Annotated in this window: 16 protein-coding genes; 9 read left to right on the forward strand and 7 right to left on the reverse strand. The window is 72.3% G+C overall.

Features of this window, described 5'->3' with window-relative positions:
- Nucleotides 1–473: 473 nt before the first annotated feature.
- Nucleotides 474–647, reverse strand: coding sequence for a hypothetical protein (locus tag ABZX61_RS02795; protein ID WP_355190968.1), 174 nt, complete (start codon nt 645–647; stop codon nt 474–476).
- Nucleotides 648–752: 105 nt separating this feature from the next.
- Between ABZX61_RS02795 and ABZX61_RS02800 the strand changes: the two genes are divergently transcribed.
- Both ABZX61_RS02800 and ABZX61_RS02805 read left to right on the forward strand, forming a co-directional pair.
- Nucleotides 753–1535: an SURF1 family protein gene (locus tag ABZX61_RS02800; RefSeq protein ID WP_355190970.1), complete on the forward strand. Its 783-nt coding sequence runs from the start codon at nt 753–755 to the stop codon at nt 1533–1535.
- Between the two features lie 2 nt (nt 1536–1537).
- On the forward strand, nt 1538–1855 hold the full coding sequence (locus ABZX61_RS02805) for a DUF3817 domain-containing protein (protein WP_350728517.1): 318 nt from the start codon (nt 1538–1540) through the stop codon (nt 1853–1855).
- An 80-nt stretch (nt 1856–1935) separates the two neighbouring features.
- On the opposite strand, the gene ABZX61_RS02810 is transcribed toward ABZX61_RS02805, so the two are convergent.
- The 3 genes from ABZX61_RS02810 to ABZX61_RS02820 all read right to left on the reverse strand — a co-directional run bounded on the left by ABZX61_RS02810 (nt 1936) and on the right by ABZX61_RS02820 (nt 4191).
- On the reverse strand, nt 1936–2130 hold the full coding sequence (locus ABZX61_RS02810) for a hypothetical protein (RefSeq protein WP_350728518.1): 195 nt from the start codon (nt 2128–2130) through the stop codon (nt 1936–1938).
- Between the two features lie 114 nt (nt 2131–2244).
- The gene (locus tag ABZX61_RS02815; protein ID WP_350728519.1) at nt 2245–3309 is read right to left on the reverse strand and encodes a protein kinase; all 1065 of its coding nucleotides are present in this window, start codon (nt 3307–3309) and stop codon (nt 2245–2247) included.
- A gap of 27 nt (nt 3310–3336) precedes the next feature.
- On the reverse strand, nt 3337–4191 hold the full coding sequence (locus tag ABZX61_RS02820) for an arylamine N-acetyltransferase (RefSeq protein WP_350728520.1): 855 nt from the start codon (nt 4189–4191) through the stop codon (nt 3337–3339).
- 96 nt (nt 4192–4287) lie between these two features.
- Between ABZX61_RS02820 and ABZX61_RS02825 the strand changes: the two genes are divergently transcribed.
- The 6 genes from ABZX61_RS02825 to ABZX61_RS02850 are packed head-to-tail and all read left to right on the forward strand — an operon-like array spanning nt 4288 to nt 12538.
- Complete coding sequence (locus ABZX61_RS02825) at nt 4288–4947, forward strand: response regulator transcription factor (protein ID WP_350728657.1); 660 nt, start codon at nt 4288–4290, stop codon at nt 4945–4947.
- Nucleotides 4944–8276 carry a DUF4153 domain-containing protein gene (locus ABZX61_RS02830; protein ID WP_355190973.1) on the forward strand — a complete coding sequence of 1111 codons (3333 nt, stop codon included), beginning with the start codon at nt 4944–4946 and terminating at the stop codon, nt 8274–8276. Before ABZX61_RS02825 ends, ABZX61_RS02830 begins: the two co-directional genes overlap by 4 nt.
- 8 nt (nt 8277–8284) lie before the next feature.
- Nucleotides 8285–9826, forward strand: coding sequence for a D-aminoacylase (locus tag ABZX61_RS02835; protein ID WP_355190975.1), 1542 nt, complete (start codon nt 8285–8287; stop codon nt 9824–9826).
- Between the two features lie 48 nt (nt 9827–9874).
- Nucleotides 9875–10942, forward strand: a complete 1068-nt coding sequence (locus ABZX61_RS02840; protein ID WP_355190977.1) for an alanine racemase — start codon at nt 9875–9877, stop codon at nt 10940–10942.
- A 9-nt stretch (nt 10943–10951) separates the two neighbouring features.
- Complete coding sequence (locus ABZX61_RS02845) at nt 10952–11332, forward strand: Rid family detoxifying hydrolase (RefSeq protein WP_185071114.1); 381 nt, start codon at nt 10952–10954, stop codon at nt 11330–11332.
- 9 nt (nt 11333–11341) lie between these two features.
- Complete coding sequence (locus ABZX61_RS02850) at nt 11342–12538, forward strand: hypothetical protein (protein ID WP_355190979.1); 1197 nt, start codon at nt 11342–11344, stop codon at nt 12536–12538.
- Here ABZX61_RS02850 and ABZX61_RS02855 read toward each other — a convergent pair.
- Both ABZX61_RS02855 and ABZX61_RS02860 read right to left on the reverse strand, forming a co-directional pair.
- The gene (locus ABZX61_RS02855) at nt 12524–13072 is read right to left on the reverse strand and encodes a TetR/AcrR family transcriptional regulator (RefSeq protein WP_355190981.1); all 549 of its coding nucleotides are present in this window, start codon (nt 13070–13072) and stop codon (nt 12524–12526) included. The genes ABZX61_RS02850 and ABZX61_RS02855 overlap by 15 nt on opposite strands.
- Nucleotides 13073–13076: 4 nt before the next feature.
- Entirely contained in the window at nt 13077–13691 is a 615-nt protein-coding gene (locus ABZX61_RS02860; protein ID WP_350728526.1) for a LysE family translocator, read from the reverse strand.
- Between the two features lie 102 nt (nt 13692–13793).
- Here ABZX61_RS02860 and ABZX61_RS02865 point away from each other — a divergent pair, with 102 nt between their 5' ends.
- Nucleotides 13794–16550, forward strand: a complete 2757-nt coding sequence (locus tag ABZX61_RS02865; RefSeq protein WP_355190983.1) for an AAA family ATPase — start codon at nt 13794–13796, stop codon at nt 16548–16550.
- 7 nt (nt 16551–16557) lie between these two features.
- Here ABZX61_RS02865 and ABZX61_RS02870 read toward each other — a convergent pair whose 3' ends face one another.
- On the reverse strand, nt 16558–17136 hold the full coding sequence (locus ABZX61_RS02870; RefSeq protein ID WP_355190985.1) for a TetR/AcrR family transcriptional regulator: 579 nt from the start codon (nt 17134–17136) through the stop codon (nt 16558–16560).
- Between the last annotated feature and the right edge of the window lie 9 nt (nt 17137–17145).

Genomic DNA, 17145 nt, shown 5'->3' on the forward strand with positions numbered 1-17145 from the left:
TCACCGAGGTCCAGAGCGACCCCCTCTCACGCCCTCCGCCCTTCACCCCGCTACCCGCGCCCGTCCCGCCATCCGCACCCGCAGCGCGCTTCCCGGCCCTCGGCGCACTCCCAGCCCCCCGCGCCCGCTCGGCTCCGCTCGCGTGCCCCACCGCTCGTACGCCCGCTCTGGTCCTTGCCGCTATCCCGCCCCCTGGGCGTCTCCAGCCTCACCGCCCCCAAGCGGCCGTTCGCTTGTTCGGTGGCCGTGGCGCGTTCCTGCGCGGGCGGGCACGTGGCGTGGCGGCTCTTGCCTGTGGGGTGCTGCGCCTCGGCAGAGGTCCTTGGGAGGCATCCACCTCGCGGGCCGGATTGGCGTCGGCAGGGGAGGCGGGGTGGCCGAGGGCCCGCGCGTCGTTGGGCGGGCCGAAGGGATGGTTGCGTGAACGGCGAGAAACCGCCACGGCCCCCGCGGCGGTTCGATCAGATCTGGGGTTACTTCAGCAGGAGGAAGGCGGCGACGCCGACGATCACGATCGCGACGACGACCGCGATGATCGGCACGACGGGGGACTTCTTGGGGGTGGCGGCGGCTTCCTGCTCGCGGCGCTGAGCGAAAGCCTTGAACTGCTGAGTGTTGCCCGAAGGGTCGATATGCTGGTCAGACATGGCCAGCAGCCTAGCGTGAGCGCCTGTGTCGTTTGCACTGTTTGTTGGTATCGGTAGGCATGGGCTGATTAGGGGACCACCCCACCCGGCGGATAGCTTTGAAACATGCTGCGGACCCTGTTCTCCCCCCGTCTCATGGGGTTGCACCTGCTCACGATCGGGGTCCTCGTCGCGTTCATCCTGCTCGGGCGCTGGCAGCTCGGCGTTTTCCAGGATTCGGGAAAGCCGCACGCCTCCACCGATCCCGGGCCCGTCGCGGTCGGCACGCTCGCCCAGGTGGGCCCGCAGCTGAGCGGTGAGCACGTGGGCCGCAAGGTCACGGCGGAGGGGGTCTACGAGGCGGGCCGCCAACTCCTGGTCGCCGACCGGCGGGCCGACGTCGACGCCCCCGGCGGCAACGTCTCGCGCGATCGCGGCTACTGGGTGCTCACGCCGCTCCGGCTCGACGACGGCACGCTGATGCCGGTGGTACGGGGCTGGACCGCCAAGGCGGACGACCCGGCGGTCTCCGCGGTGCCGCAGGGCAAGGTCACGGTGGCCGGGCGGCTGCGGCCGCAGCAGGGCACCGACAGCGTGCAGCGGCGCGCGGAGGGTCTGCCCGCCGGTCAGGTGCAGACGGTGTCCACGGGCGAGCTGGTCAACCTGTGGAGCGGTCAGCAGGTACGCGCCGGCTTCGTCGTGGCGCAGCCGCCGTCCGGCTCGCTGGCGCAGGTCGAGATCCAGCCGCCGGTGGTGGGAGGCACGCTGACCTGGCGTAACCTGGCATATGCCGCCAACTGGTGGATCTTCGCAGGATTCGCCGTATTCATGTGGTTCCACTTCGTACGCGATGCCGTACGAAGCGATCGGGACCGTGCCAAGTCCCCTGAGATGGCTCTGGAAGGTTAATCGTGGAATCGGCTCTGAAGCCCTTCCGGGTGCTCGCGTACGTGGTCGGCTGCATGCTGCTCGTGCTCTGCGTGGCCATGGTGGTGCGTTACGGCTTCGGCGACCCGACGCTGTCGAAGGTCATCGCGCCCATCCACGGCGGGCTCTACATGCTCTACCTGGTCGCGGTCATGAACCTGGGTATGAAGGCGCGCTGGACGTGGCAGTACATGCTCGGCGTCATGGTCGGGGGCACGGTGCCGTTCCTGTCGTTCTACATCGAGCGCCGGGTGACCCAGCGCGTGCAGACGGAGCAGGCGGCGGCGACGGCGGAGGCCTGAGCGCGCGGCGGACGCCTGAGCCCGCAGCGGACGCCTGAGCGCGCGGTGGAGGCCGTGTCACGGCCCCCGCCGCGCGGAGTTCAGCGGCCGATGCCGCGCCTGCGGGCCCTCTTGAGCCGCTCGCGCTGCGACGGGTCCAGCATCAGGTAACCGACCACAGGGGCGGCGATCACGCCGAGGATGACCAGCAGGGTGATCCATCCGGTCCCGAAGAAGATCAGCGAGAGCAGAACCGCGGCGCCTGCGCCAATGGCGTACTTCTGGATTGGCGACATACTCAACTTCCTCCGAGCTGCTTCCGAACACGGAGCGCGTGCCCCGCCTCTCCTACATTCTGCGTCCCCTGTCCAACGAGTGAGCCCATCGCTTGGTTCCAATCGCGATGTATCTCAACGGGTGCGTCGTACCAACCGGAGGTCGCGGCGGAGCTCATCCGGAGTGGGACGTTCCAACGGATTACCTGACAAAAGACGGAACAACACCTGACCCAGCGCCCCCGCTCTGGTCAGCGGCGCGCCGGGCGAGGGCGGCACGCCCTCGACGGCGGTGAAGAGCGTGGCGCCCAGGGACCACAGATCGGCGGCCAGGGTGGCGGAGGCCTCCGGGGCCGTGTAGGCCGGGAGCGTTCCCGACCTCAGCAGCGGGGTCAGGTGGGCCCGGCCCCGGTCGTCGATGAGAACGTTGCCGGGCTGGATCCCGCCGTGGAACGCCTCCCCGGCCTGGAGCTGCTCGATCAGCGCGAGCCCCATCGCGGCCACCACGGGGATCGGCAGCGGCCCGAACAACCCGATGATCACGTCCAGCGGGCGGCTCACGGCCAGGAGCTCCAGGGTCTCGCGGATCACGTCCGTCGCCGGCGCTCCCGCCGGGTGGAGCATGGCTCTGATCAGCGTCCTGAGCGGGTCCGCGCCCTCCGCGGGCACCTGCCCCGGCGGGCGGCCCTCCACCGCGAAATGCAGCGTGGCGGCCAGGGCCCACAGGTCCGCGGAGGGCAGCATGCTGAGGCTGGGGAAGCCGAAGCCGGTGAGCACCGCCCGGCCCGTCGGGGTGAGCAGGACGTTGCCGGGCTCAACGCGCCCGTGCACGATCCCCGCCTCGTGAGCCGTCGTCAGGGCGGACAGGACGCAGACGCCGACCCTGGCCGCCTGCGCGACCGGCAGCGGGCGGCGGGCGCGTACGGTCTGCTCCAGCGACGCCCCCGACACGAACTCCATGACCAGCCACGGCGTCTGGTCCTCGATCACCACGTCGAGCACCCGCACGATCGAGGCGTGCCGGAGCCCGGATGCCCGGCGGGCCTCCTCCAGGGCGGCGTCGCGCAGCTCGGCCGGGACCCGCAGCTCCCTGACCGTGACATCGCGGTGCTCCGACTCGTCGAAGGCCAGCCGGACAGAGCCCGCGGCCAGGGGATTCAGCAGCCGGTAGCGACCGGCCAGCTTCCGGGTCTCACCCATGTCGAGGTGCACGATAGCGCAAGGCCGTCACGTCGCGTCACTGGCCAGCCAGGCCTCATGCGCCTCGTACAGTCTGCGCCAGAGCTTCTCCTTCTCCGGCCCGCTCACGTCGGTGAGCGGGAGCAGGAAGATGTCCGCCAGCGCCGCGTAGTAGTCGCGGGCGTTGTCCAAGGTCACCGAGAGCGTCCGGCCGCCGATGCGCTTCAGCTGGAGCCCGCGCAGGCTGTCCACGCCGTACGCGTCCCGTCGCTGGACGGTCGCGATGCGCACGAACCCGGACGTCGGCGACGTCGTCAAATGCCGGTGCATATCGACGAACGCCGACATGTCCGTCGGGGCCGGGCCGAAGTCCATGCCCTCGAACGAGCCGCTCGGATCGTGCTCGAACCGCCAGCCGCCCGGAGCGACCTCCGACGGGCGCAGGACGTACGTGAACGGCCCCTGCTCGTACGTGCCCTCGACCAGCGGCAGCGGCTCGTGGAACCCGTCCCCGAGCCCGAGGTCGGTCAGCCACGCACCGCCCGGATTGTCCTGCGACGGCAGGCCGCGCACGGTGAGCACCAGGTGGTTGGCGGTGATGCCGGGCTCGTCGCCGCGGTTCTGGACCCCGCCGACGTGCCTGGTCACGTCGTACCCCAGCGACCTGATCAGCTCGGAGAACGCGCCGTTGAGGTGGTAGCAGTAGCCGCCGCGCCCTCCGATGATGCGCTCGGCGGACTCGACGGGATCGACGGTGGTGGGGCGATCGAGCCAGATCTCCAGCGCCTCGTACGGCACCTTCTCGAGGTGCGCGGTGTGGAGCGCCCGCAGGTTATCTGCGCTGGTGGGGGCGTTGAGGAGGCTGGGCAGGCCGATGCGGCGGAGGTATCCGGCTGTGTTCACCAGCCAAGTCTGCACTGTATGTGCACAAATTTAGGAGTGTCGTCTGCACAGGCCGCTTCTAGGCTTTCGTACGTGGCAGAGCAGCGACGCATCCTCGTGGTCGAGGACGATCAGACGATCGCGCTGGCCGTACGGAACCGGCTGGCCGCCGAGGGCTTCGACGTCAGGGTGGCCGGCGACGGGCAGGATGCCCTGATCCAGTACGGCAAGGCGGAACCGGACCTGGTGATCCTCGACCGGCTGCTGCCGGGGCTCGACGGGTTGGAGGTGTGCCGCCGGATGCAGGCGGCCAGGCCGGTGCCCGTGCTCATGCTGACCGCGCTCGGCGAGGAGACCGACGTCCTGGTCGGGCTCGGCGTGGGGGCGGACGACTACCTGGCCAAGCCGTTCAGCATGCGCGAGCTCGTTGCCAGGATCCACGCGCTGCTGCGCAGGGTCGAGCGGGCGGCCCAGCTCGCGGCCGAGGACACGGTGATCAGGGTCGGCGAGGTCGAGATCGACACCGCGGCCCGCCGGGTGTTCGTCGGGGGCGCGGAGGCGCAGCTCACCAGGACGGAGTTCGACCTGCTGCGCCGGTTGGCGGAGCGCCCCGGACAGGTGTTCGAGCGGGACCGGCTGCTGTCGGACGTGTGGGGCTTCTCGGAGGCGGCGGCGACCAGGACCGTCGACAGCCACGTCCGGGCGCTGCGCCGCAAGCTGGGCTCCGACGTGGTGCGCACGGTGCACGGCGTCGGCTACGCCCTGGTGCGGCGATGAGGCCGCTCGACTTCCTCGGCCGCATCAAGGTCAAGCTCGGCATCGTGATCGTGCTGGCTGTGGGGACCGCGTTCGTGGTGAACGAGGTCGGGCTCAACTCGGGCCTGTCCCGCGAGTTACGCATCGCGGTCGCCGTGGTCCTGGCGTTGATCATGGTGCAGCTGCTGGCCACGGGGATGACCAAGCCGCTGCGCCAGATGGCCAGCGCCGCCCAGACGATCGCCAAGGGCCTGTACGGGCTGCGCGTGACCGCCACGTCGCGTGACGAGGTCGGGGAGCTGGCCAGGGCGTTCAACGCGATGGCCGCCGACCTCGGCGAGGTGGACCGGCAGCGGCGCGAGCTCATCGCGAACGTCAGCCACGAGCTCCGCACCCCCATCACCGGCCTGCGCGCGGTCCTGGAGAACGTCGTGGACGGCGTCTCCGCCCCCGACCCCGTCACCATGCGGACCGCGCTCGCCCAGACCGAACGCCTCGGCCGCCTCGTGGCCCAGCTCCTGGACCTGTCGCGGCTGGACTCCGGCGTACGCCTGATCGAGCCCGAGGCCGTCGAACTGGCGCCGCTGGTCGAGCAGGCGGTGCGCGAGGGGGCGCTGGCCCGCGACGACGTCGCGATCCGGGCGTCGGTCCCCGCCGACCTGGTGGTGCGCGCCGACCCCGACCTGCTCGCGCAGGTCCTGGCGAACCTCCTCGACAACGCGGTACGGCACAGCCCCTCGGACGGGGTGGTGACCGTGACCGTCGCGGCGAAGGGGGCCGGGGTGCTGCTGGCCGTCGCCGACCAGGGGCCGGGGATCCCGGTCGCGGCCAGGGGACGCGTGTTCGAGCGCTTCTCCCGGCTCGACGCCGGGCGGGCGGCCGACTCCGGGGGCGCCGGGCTGGGGCTGGCCATCGTGAAGGAGATCGTCGAGCTGCACGGGGGCTCCATTCGCATCGACGACTGTGCGGGATGCCGCATGGTGGTCGATTTACCAGGGAGGACGACGATGGCGGATGTGCCGCTGGAGGGCGGTGAGCGGGGCACGGGGACCGAGCAGCTGCCGGAGGCTCTGGACGCCGCTGCCCCGACGACGGCGGGTCCCGAGACCCGCGATCGCGCCGCGGAGTTGGTGGTCACCGCCTCGGCTGGGGTCACCGCCTCGGCTGGGGACGGCGCCGAGGTGGTGGGCCCGGCGGCCGACGCGGTCGAGGGCGGTGCGGCTTCAGGTGAAGGGTCCCGTGACGCCGCCGGAGTCGCGGCTCTCGTAGCCCTGGCCACGGTCGCTACGCCCGGCCGCCCCGCCGCCGAGAGCGAGACGGGCGCCGTCGTCGCGCCTGGGCCGGCGGCAGGGGTGGGGGTGCCCTCAGGGTTCGCAACCGGAGCGGGCGCGTCCGCGGGGTTCGCGGTGGGTGCGGGCGCGTCCACGGGGTTCGCAACGGGTGCGGGCGCGTTCGCCGGTGGCGGGGGTGCTGGGCTCGCGGCGGGTGTGGGTGCGTCCGGTGGTGGCGTTGTCGCGGGGGGCACTGGGCGTGGTGCCGGGGTGCCGGCGGGCAGCGCGTTCGTCAGGATGATCGGGAGTGCGGTCATCGGGGTGCTGGTCGGGTTCCTGATCGGCCTGTTCGCCGCCGTGCTCGTCAGTGTGACCGTCAGCGACGGGATGGCCCTCGTCACGCTCGTCATGTGCACCGCGCTCATGGGCGCGGTCGGCGCGGGGATGGGGGCCGGGTCCGGACGCCGGGCGGCCGTGGCGGCCTACCAGTCGGCGCAGGTCGCGGCGTACCAGTCGGCGGCCCAGTCGGCGGCCCAGTCGGCGGCGGGCCAGGGGAGCCCGCAGGTTGCGGCGCCGCACCGGAGTCAGGGAGGGCCGCCGCCGCCCTACGTGCCGCCGCCCCTCTTCCCCAGGCCCGAGCTGCCCGACTCGCCCCGCTGGCTGCTGCCCGCGGCGGCCGGGGCCGGGGTGTTCGCGGCGGTGGCGTTGCCCGAGGCGCAGGTCGGGCTGGGGATCGTGCTGGTCGCCATGGTTCTGGGCGCGGCCGCGCTGCCTGCCGTGTTGCGGCGGATGACGCCGTGGACGGTGGCGTTCGGGCTGACGGCGTACTTCCTGATCTCGATGGCGGCGGTGCGCGACGCGGACTGGCTGGTCGCGCTCCTGCTCGTGGCGGGGGCCGGTCTGGGCGCGCTGGCCGTGTCGGGAGCCGGGGCCGGGTGGCTCGGCGTGATCCGGGGCGGCGTGTCCGTGATGCTGGCGCTCGGCCCGGTGCCGTGGTTCCTGGCCCAGCCGCTGAAGAAGCTGACCGCCAGGCGGCGCTTCATGCCGATGCTGGCCGCGCTGGGCATCACGGCGGTGCTGCTCCTGGTGTTCGGGCTGCTGTTCGCCTCGGCGGACGCGGTGTTCGCCTCCTTCCTGGAACGGCTGACGACCGCGCCGGACTGGGCGGAGTCGGCGCCGGTGCGGATCTTCCTGTTCGGGCTGTTCGCCGTCCTGCTGGCCGCCGTGGTGCTGGTCGCGCTCAGGCCGGTGGTCGACCCCGTGGGGCCGGAGCCGAAGTTCACGGTGAGCAGGAGTGTCTGGATCGTGCCTCTCACGGCGGTGAACCTGCTGTTCGCCTCGTTCGTGGCGGTGCAGATCACGGCGCTGTTCGGCGGCAACACCTGGGTGCTGAAGACGGCCGGGCTCACCTATGCCGAGTACGCCAGGCAGGGGTTCTTCCAGCTCGTGGTGGTCAGCGTGTTCGTGCTGGGCATCGTGGCGGTCGCCAGCGGGATGCTCAAGGTCGAGCGGCGCGAACGCTGGCTGCTGGCCGTGCTGCTCGGCGTGCTGTGCGGGCTGACCATGGTGGTGCTGGCCTCCGCCCTGCACCGCATGAACCTCTACACCGAGGCGTACGGCCTGTCCAGGTTGCGCCTGTCCGTGCAGGCCACGGTGTGGTGGCTGGGAACGCTGTTCGCGCTGGTGCTGCTGGCGGGGGCGGCTCGGCTCCTGGGCCGCGGCTCCGGCTGGCTGCCGCGTACGGTCGTGCTGGTCACCGGGCTGGGCCTGGGCGCGTTCGCCATCGTGAACCCCGATCTCCAGGTCGCCCACACGCAGGTCGAGGTGCGCGGCGTGACCAAGCTGGACTCCGACTACCTGGGCGACCTCGGCGCGGAGGCCGTACCGGCGCTGGACAAGCTGCCGGAGCCGCAGCGCAGCTGCGTGCTGGCCGACGTGGTCGCGGCCAACGGCCTGTCCCGCCCCGACCCCTGGAACGGCTGGAACCTCGACCGGGCCCGGGCTCGCGCCGTGCTGGCCGCCCGGCCGATCGTCAAGTCCGTGGAATGCCCTCCGGCGTATTCGCGCGGCTCTGATTGAATCTTGGTGTGAGGTTCGACGTAGTCATCAACGGCGGCCGGGTGCTCGACGGGACGGGCGCCCCGCCGTACCGGGCGGACGTCGCGGTCGCGGACGGCAAGATCGCGGCGATCGGGAGGCTGGGCGGCGCCGGGGCGGAGACCGTGATCGACGCGACGGGGCGGTTCGTCGCGCCCGGCTTCGTCGACTGTCACGCCCACGGCGACGCGGCCGTGTTCGACCCGGCGGTCCAGCGGGCGGCGCTGCGGCAGGGGGTGACCACGTTCGTGCTGGGGCAGGACGGCCTGTCCTTCGCCCCGGGCTCGGCCGCCACCGTCGCCTACGCCTCCCGCTACTTCGCCGCCGTCAACGGGCCGCTCGACGGCCCGCTCGCCGCCGATGGGCCGCTGACGGTCGGCGAGCTGCTCGGCGGCTACGACCGCGCCGTGGCGCTGAACACCGCGTACCTCCTCCCGCACGGCACCATCCGCTACGACGTCATGGGGCCCTCGCCCGAGCCGCCCTCCCGCGACCACCTGGCGGCCATGCTGGGGCACGTCGAGCGGGGCCTGTCGGAGGGGGCGGTGGGCCTGTCGACCGGCCTCGAATACCTCCCCGGCCGCTACGCCACCGCCGAGGAGCTGGCCGCCCTGTGCGCCCCGCTCGGCGGCCTCCCGTACGTCACCCACATGCGCGCGTACGGCCCTCAGGCCGGCGTGGGCATGACCGAGGTCATCGACATCGCCGAGCGCTCCGGCGCCGCCGTGCACGTCTCCCACCTGCACGGCCCCGCGGACGTGCTGCTGCCGCTGGTCGAGGAGGCGCTCGGCAAGGGCGTGGACCTCACCTTCGACACCTATCCCTACCTGCGCGGCAACACGATCCTGGCGATGGTCGTGCTGCCCGGCTCCGTGCCGGGCGCCGAGACCGACCGGGCGCTGGAGATGATCGCGTCCGACGAGCTGGACGGCTGGTGGCCGACGCTCGACGCCGTCTGGCCGCGGCTGACCGTCTCGCATGCCCCGGGGATGGAGTGGGCCGAGGGCCTGACCATCGTGGCGGCGGCCGAACGGGACGGGTCGGCGCCCGCCGAGTTCTGCCGCCGTCTCCTGACGGAGACGCGGCTGGAGGCGGGCGTCGTGTCCGCCCGCCCCGACGAGGGCCCGGAAGGGGAGGAGTCGGTACGCAGGATGCTCCGGCACCCCTCGCACACCGGCGGCTCCGACGGCATCTATGTGGGCGGCCATCCGCATCCGCGGGGTTTCGGGGCGTTCGCCAGGTTCCTCGGCCGGCACGTGCGGGAGCTGTCCGACTGGACCTGGGAGCAGGCCGTGGTGCACCTGGCCTCCCACCCGGCCAGGCGCTTCGGGCTGACGGACCGGGGGCTGGTGCGGGGCGGGTTCGCGGCCGACGTGGTGGTGTTCGACCCGGCGGCGGTGGGCGACCGGGCGACCTACGAGGCGCCGCGCACGCTCGCGGCCGGAGTCGACGACGTGCTCGTGTCGGGGGTACGCGTACTGGCCGGGGGAGAGCTGACCGGCGCCACTCCGGGGCGTGCGCTCCGTCCATGATTGCGGCGAAGGTCTGAGATAGGGTCGGACGCGGACGAAAGGGGCATTGTGCTCGGGCAGCAGGTCTTCGCGGGTGGACTCGAACTCCCCCTCATGGTCGTGCACCGGGACGCGCTGGAGCACAACATCGAGACGATGGCGGCCTTCGTCCGCGATCATGGCATGGAGCTGGCGCCGCACGCCAAGACGCACATGTCCGCTGAGATCGCCGCGCTTCAGCTCGAAGCGGGCGCCTGGGGGCTCACCGTCGCGACGCCGCGCCAGGCGCGGGTGGTCCGCGGGTTCGGGGTGGGCCGGATCCTGGTGGCCAACCAGCTCGTGGACCCGGCGGGGCTCGACTGGGCCGCGGGCGAGCTGGAGCGGGATCCCGCGTTCGAGCTCCTGAGCTTCGTGGACTCCGAGGCCGGAGTGGACATTCTCGCTCGGCATGCCGCGTCCCGGCCGTTCCGGGTGTTGGTGGAGCTGGGGCACGAAGGCGGACGAGCCGGGTGCCGGTCCCTGGAGCAGCTGCTGAGCCTGGTGTCGTACGTGCAGGGGGTCCCAGGCGTCGAGCTGGCCGGGGTCGCCGGGTACGAGGGCGCGCTGAAGACCGCCGACGAGGTCCGGAAATATCTGTACTTGCTGCAGGAGGCCGTCGAGTATGTCCGCCTCAAGAACCCGATCCTGACCGTGGGCGGCAGCCAGTGGTTCGACGTGATCGGCCGCGAGCTCGTCACCACCCAGGCCAGGATCCTGCTGCGCAGCGGCGCGTACGTCACCCACGACGACGGCTACTACCGCGAGCGCACCCCGTTCAACCGCATCGAAGGGGAGCTGCGCCCGGCGCTGGAGGTCTGGGCGCACGTGCTGTCCACGCCCGAGCCCGGGCTGGCGATCGTGGGCATGGGCAAGCGCGACGCGCCCTACGACGAGGGGTTGCCCATCCCGCGCCGCGACGGCGTCACGATCGTGAAGATGCAGGACCAGCAGACGGTCGTGCGCGCCGACGGTCTCAAGCCCGGTGACCTGCTGGCCTTCGGCATCTCCCATCCCTGCACCGCGTTCGACAAGTGGCGCGTGCTGCCCCTGGTGGACCAGGACTACCGTGTCGTTGGCCAGATAACCACCAATTTCTAGGGAGACACGGTGAAAAAGGAGCTCAGGACCACCGAAGGCGCCGCCCCGATCGGCGCCTACTCGCAGGGTCTCGTGGTGGGGGACTTCGTCTACACCTCCGGCATGGGCCCGCTCGACCCGCAGACCGGTGAGATCGTCGGCGACGACGTGGCCACCCAGACGCACCAGGTCATGCGCAACCTCGGCGCCATCCTGGCCGCCCACGGTCTCGGCTTCGACGACGTGATCAAGTCCACGGTCCACCTGCAGCACCTCGAGCGCGACTTCGCCGCCTACAACGAGGTTTACAAGTCCTATTTCAGCCAGCCGTTCCCCGTGCGCACCACCGTAGGATCCCAGCTGTTGGGCATCCTGGTGGAGATCGACTTCGTCGCTCACAAGAGCGCTTAAGGTCTGCTTGTGGACAGTTCGGTGTACGTCTTCGTCGAGGACCTGCGCGGCGAGGGCGTCGAGCGGGTGCTCGACAGGATCAGCGCGTACGGCGTGAGCGGCATCACCGTCGGCGCCGTGCACCACGCCTCCCGCGACGTCACCCCGCACGGACTGTCCCGGCTGACCATCCGCCACGACGGGGCGCACTTCCCCCCGCCGTCCGATCTGTTCGCCGGGCTCCGCCTGTCTCCCGTGCCCGGCTATCTGAACGCCCTCGACGGTCTTCGCGAGGCTTGTGCGAAGCGGTCCATGAAGCTCCACGGATGGACGGTCTTCCTGCGCAACGCCACGCTCGGCACGAAGCATCCGGACGTGACCGTACGCGACTGCTTCGGCGACCGCGGCTCCCTCACCGACCTGTGCCCCGCCCACCCCGACGTGCGCGAATACGCGGTCGCGCTGGCCCGGGCGGTGGCCAGGCTCGGGGTCGACAGCGTGGTGGCGGAGTCGCTGCACTTCAGGCCGCTCAAGCCGCAGCGCTCGTTCGTGCCGCTGGGGCCGATGGACGCGTACCTGTTCGCGCTCTGCTTCTGCGACTACTGCATGCGCCGCGCCACCGACCTGGGCGTGAACGCCGAGGTGGCGCGCGACGAGTGCGCCAGGATCGTGGGCGGCGTGTTCGACGGCGACCCGCCCGCGCAGGGGGAGGTGACCCGGGCCGCGCTCACCGCCTACGCGGGGCCCGACGTCGTGGCCTACGCGCGGGCCCGGTCCGAGACCGTCACCACGCTGGTGTCCGAGGTGGCCTCGGCGGTGTCCGACGAGGGCTCCAAGCTGGTGTTCATCGACTCGACCGGCGCGGTCAAGGGCTACACGGACGGGCTGCCCACACCCGGGCTCGCGGCGCACGACGCCTGGCAGCTCGGGGTCGACCTGGTGGCGCTGGGTGACCTCGTCCCGGCCTTCGGGGTGCTGGCGTACGCGCGGGACGCGGCTCGGGTGGCCGACGACGTGGGCGCCTACCTGCGGTCGGTGGGCAAGGACCGGGAGGTGCGGGCGGTGCTGCGGCCCGGCTACCCGGACAGCGACTCGACGGACCGGCTGGTGGCCAAGGCCCGGGGTGCGAAGGCGGCGGGCGCGCTCGCCGTGGACTTCTACGCGTACGGGCTGGTGCCCCACCCCGTGCTGGACCGCATCCCGGCCGCGCTCTCAGAAGCGTTGTAGCCCGTCCAGGAGGGCCGAGACGGTCGCCGTGGGGAAGTCGTCGGCGACGGGCAGGCCCCGGAAGACCGCCCGCATCCACACGGCCCCGGCCAGCAGGTCGACGATCAGCATCGGGTCCACCGACCCCTTCAGCTCGCCCCGCCGTACCGCACGCTCGAAGATCTCCCGCTCCCGCGCGAAGCGGTCGGCGAAGAAGCGGCGCGCGTCCAGCTCGGGATGGCGGACGGCGGCGGCCAGCGCGGCTACGGCGATGTCGCTGGACGGCGGCTCGGTGAGCAGCCGCCGCACCCCCTCGACCAGCGCGACCAGGTCACCGCGCAGGCTCCCCGTGTCCGGCGCCTCGAAACCCAGCACGTCGGCCTCCACCAGCGCCGCCCCCAGCAGCGCGGCCTTGGACGGCCACCAGCGGTAGATCGTCGTCTTGTTGACGCCCGAGTGCTCGGCGACCCCTTCGACGGTCAGCCCGTCGTAGCCCTTCTCCGCCACCAGCCGCAACGTCGCATCGAAGATCTCCTGCTGTTTCCTCGGCGCCATAGGGTCATTTTCTCCCGGCGAAGGCCGTGGCCACTCCCAGTCCCAGGTAGACGAAGCCGCTGACGTACCGGAGGGTCCTGGCCCGGGCGGCGAGCCGGGTGCCGAGGGCGCCGGCGGTGCAGGCGTACACGACGTCGGAGATCAGCCCCAGGAGCAGCAGCGTCAGTCCGAACAGCACCACCTGGAGCGCGGGCGAGCCCGCCTCCGGGCGCACGAAGTGCGGCAGGAACGCCAGGAAGAACAGCGCCACCTTGGGGTTCAGCACGTTGACCAGCACGCCTTCGAGGAAGACCTTGCGCAGCGGCTGGGGCGGCGGCGCCACGCCCTCCGTCTCCTTGCCGGTGAACGCGCGGATGCCGAGATAGACGAGGTACGCGACGCCGGCCCACTTGACGACCGCGAACAGCGTCGCCGACTGCGAGATCACGTACGACAGGCCCGCGGCGGCGGCCGCGATGTGCACGAGCGTGCCGGTCTCCACGCCGAACGCGCTGGCCAGGCCCGCCGCCCGGCCCTGGGCGAGGCCCCTGGCGGTGATGTAGAGGTGGTTCGGGCCGGGGATGAGCACCAGGGCGAGCGAGGCCGTGATGAAGAGGGCGAAAGTCGTTGGCTGAATCACGAAACAGCAGCGTAAAATGCCTTTGGTATGTAGATGAGGGCCAATCTTGGTCCAATTTCCTGGACCAATGGGATGTCAGTGGGGCGTGGCATAGTTTCTGGCGTGAACGGTCTTCTCGTCGGGCGCTCTGCAGAGCTGTCCGGACTGGTGCGGGTGCTGCAGTCGGCAGCCGAGGGCACGGCCGGGGTGGCGCTCGTCGGCGGAGACGCGGGCATCGGCAAGACCCGGCTGATCTCGGAGCTGGTGTCAGAGGCCCGCGAGCGCGGTTTCCACGTGCTGGTCGGCCAGTGCGCCGAGCTGGGCGACGCGCTGCCCTACCTGCCGCTGGCCGACGCGCTGCGCGGTGCCGAGCCGGCCGTGCGCGAGGCCGCCGCCGCCCATCCCATGCTGGGCCAGCTGCTGCCGGGCGTGGAGAGCGCCCCCTCGGCGGGGCTCACGCAGCAGCGGCTGTTCGGCTCGCTGCTGGGGTTGCTGGCCGACGTGCAGCCGGTGCTGTTCGTGATCGAGGACCTGCACTGGGCCGACCGGTCCACCCGTGACCTGCTGGTCTTCCTCAGCCGCATGGTGCAGAGCGAGCGGGTCTGCGTGGTCGGCACCTACCGCACCGACGACCTCCACCGCCGCCACCCGCTCCGGTCCGTGCTGGCCGAGCTGCGGCGGCTGCCCACGGTGATGGGCGTGGAGCTGAAGCCGCTGGGCTCCGGCGACATGTCCGACTATGTCGCCACCATGGGTGAGGTGGGCGCCCAGGCGCTCGGCCTCATCGTGTCCCGCGCCGACGGCAACCCGTTCTACGCCGAGGAGCTGTTCGCGGCGATGGCCGAGGGCGACAGCCTGCCCGACGGGCTGGCCAGCCTGCTGATGTCCAGGGTCGAGCTGCTGTCGGAGGCCGGGCAGCGGGTGCTGCGGGCCGCCGCCGTGGCGGGCCGCCGGGTGGAGGACGAGCTGCTGCGGGAGGTGTCGGGGCTGCCGCTGGTGGAGTTCGAGGAGGCGGTCAGGGAGATCGTCTCGCGCGGGCTGCTCAGGGTCGACGGCTACGGCTACACCTTCCGCCACGCCCTGCTGCAGGAGGCGGTCTACACCGACCTGCTGCCCGGCGAGCGCACGCGGCTGCACGCCGCCTTCGCCAAGCTGCTGACCTCACCCGCCGAGCTGGCCCACCACTACCTCGCCGGTCACGACCTGGCCGGGGCGCTGGCGGCCTCCGCCGAGGCGGGGCGCCTGGCCGAGCGGCTCGGGGCTCCGGCCGAGGCGCACAGCCACTACGACCAGGTGCTCGGTCTGTGGGACCGGGTCGAGGGCGCGGCGGAGCTGGCCGGGGAGGGCCGGTTCGCGCTGGCGCTCCGCAGCGCCGTGTCGGCGGCCGACAGCGGCGACAAGCATCGTGCGATCACCCAGCTCAAGGCCCTGCCGCAGACGTCCGAGGTCAGCGAACGCCTGGCCTATTACCTCTACGAAGCCGACGACCAGCCGGGCGCCATCGCGGCGGCGGAGCGCGCGGTGGAGAGCGCAGAGGATCAGCCCGCGCTCGCCCGCGCCCTGGCCACGCATGCCCGCTCCCTGCTGTGGAGCCCCCGCCACCGCGAGGTCGAGGCCCTGACCGCGCGGGCGCTGGAGACCGCGCGCGCGGCCGGTGCCAGGGACGCCGAGGTGGGCGCCCTCCTCACGCTGGCCGCCTACGTGGAGCACCAGGGCGATGTGGCCAGGGCCCACGAGCTGGTCGAGAGCGCCTCCGCCGAGAGCTCCGGCGACCTGGCGATGGACCTGCGCGCCCACTTCCTGCACGCCCGCCTCCATTACGAGCAGGGGATGCTGGCCAAGGCCGCCAAGGTGGCCGACACCGGCGTCCGCGTGGCGTCCGAGACCGGGCTCAAGTGGAGCACCTACGGCACCGACCTGCGCTTCCTGCGGTTCCTGATCCACTACGCGGCCGGCGAGTGGGACCAGGCCGAGGCCGTCGCGTCCGGCTTCGGCACCCGGGTGGGCACGCTGCCGGAGGCGACGCTGTCGTCGTTCGCGCTGTTCATCGAGGTGGCGCGGGATCTGCCCGCGGTCGAGGCGCGGCTGAGCTGGGTGCGACCGTTCTGGTACGACGAGCTGGCCGGATACATCTCCCGTGGCCTGGCCGCCGAGCACGCGCTCTGGCACGGCGACCCCGCGGCGGCGCTCGACCACGTGCGGGCGGTCCTGGCGCCGATGGTCGACGGCTACGCGTGGATCCTGCGGCTGGCCGCCATCGGGCTGTGGGCGCTGGCCGAGCTCGGCACCACCGAGGGCGCCGACGAGCTGCGCGCCCGCGCCCGCCTCGCCGTCGAGTCCGGGCCCACCGGCGAGCCCGGCCATCTGGGGCCCGAGGGGCTGGCCTGGGCGGTGCGGGTGGAGGCCGAGTGGCATCGCGTGCACGGGCGGCTCGACGTGGAGCTGTGGCGCCGGGTCGTGGAGGCGTTCGACTTCGGGTTCGTCTACGAGGTGGCGCGGGCCCGCTGGCGGCTGGCCGAGGCGCTGCTGGCGGCCGGCGACCGGGAGGCGGCGCAGGCGGAGTGGGCCCTGGCGCGGGAGACGGCGGAGCGGCTGCGGGCCACGCCGCTGGCCGACGCGCTGCAGGAGTTCGGGCGGCGGGCCCGGTTCGTGCCCGCCGGCGGGCACGGCGGCGGCCAGGGCGACGGCGGGCTGACGGCCCGGGAGGCGGAGGTGCTGCGGCTGGTCGCCGAGGGCCTGACCAACCGGGAGATCGGGGAACGGCTGTTCATCGCGCAGAAGACGGTCAGCGTGCACGTGTCCAACATCCTGGGGAAGCTGGAGGTCTCTACCCGCACGCAGGCGGCCGCGGCCGGACGGCGGCTGGGGCTGCTGGCTTAGCGCGGGGTCAGGCAGGCCGGGTGAGGTGGTCGATGAGCAGGTCGATCCTGGCCTCCTGATGCTCGGCCGGGATCCGCCGGTCGTGGGCCAGGGTGGCCAGGCCGTGCAGGGAGGCCCACACCACCTCGGCGAAGACGCCGGGATGGTGCTCACCGGCCACCGGCTCCAGCGCGAGCACGAACTCGCCGAACGCCGCCCGCAGCTCCTCCGGCGTCTCGTCGGTGGCGAAGGGGATGGCGACGGGCATGACGAACATGGCCTCGTACAGGGCGCTGTGGATGCGGGCGAAGTCGAGGTAGGCCGTCGCCACCCGGCGCAGCACCGCCTGGGGGTCGCCGCCCGCCGTCCGCGCTGCCCGGAGCTTGTTCGCCAGCTCCACGAACCCCTCGATCGCCACCTCCCGCACGATGGCGTCCTTGCCCTTGAAGTGGCTGTAGAGCACCGGCTGGCTGTATTCGACGCGCTCCGACAGGCGCCGGGTCGTCACGGCGTCCCAGCCCTCGGACTCGGCGAGTTCGCGGGCTGCGGTGATGATCAGCTGGTGGCGCTGCGCGCGTTCGCGTGCCCGGCGGGCGGCTATCGACATACCTCGCAC

Source organism: Nonomuraea sp. NPDC003709 (assembly GCF_040610775.1).
GTDB classification, from domain to species: domain Bacteria; phylum Actinomycetota; class Actinomycetes; order Streptosporangiales; family Streptosporangiaceae; genus Nonomuraea; species Nonomuraea angiospora_A.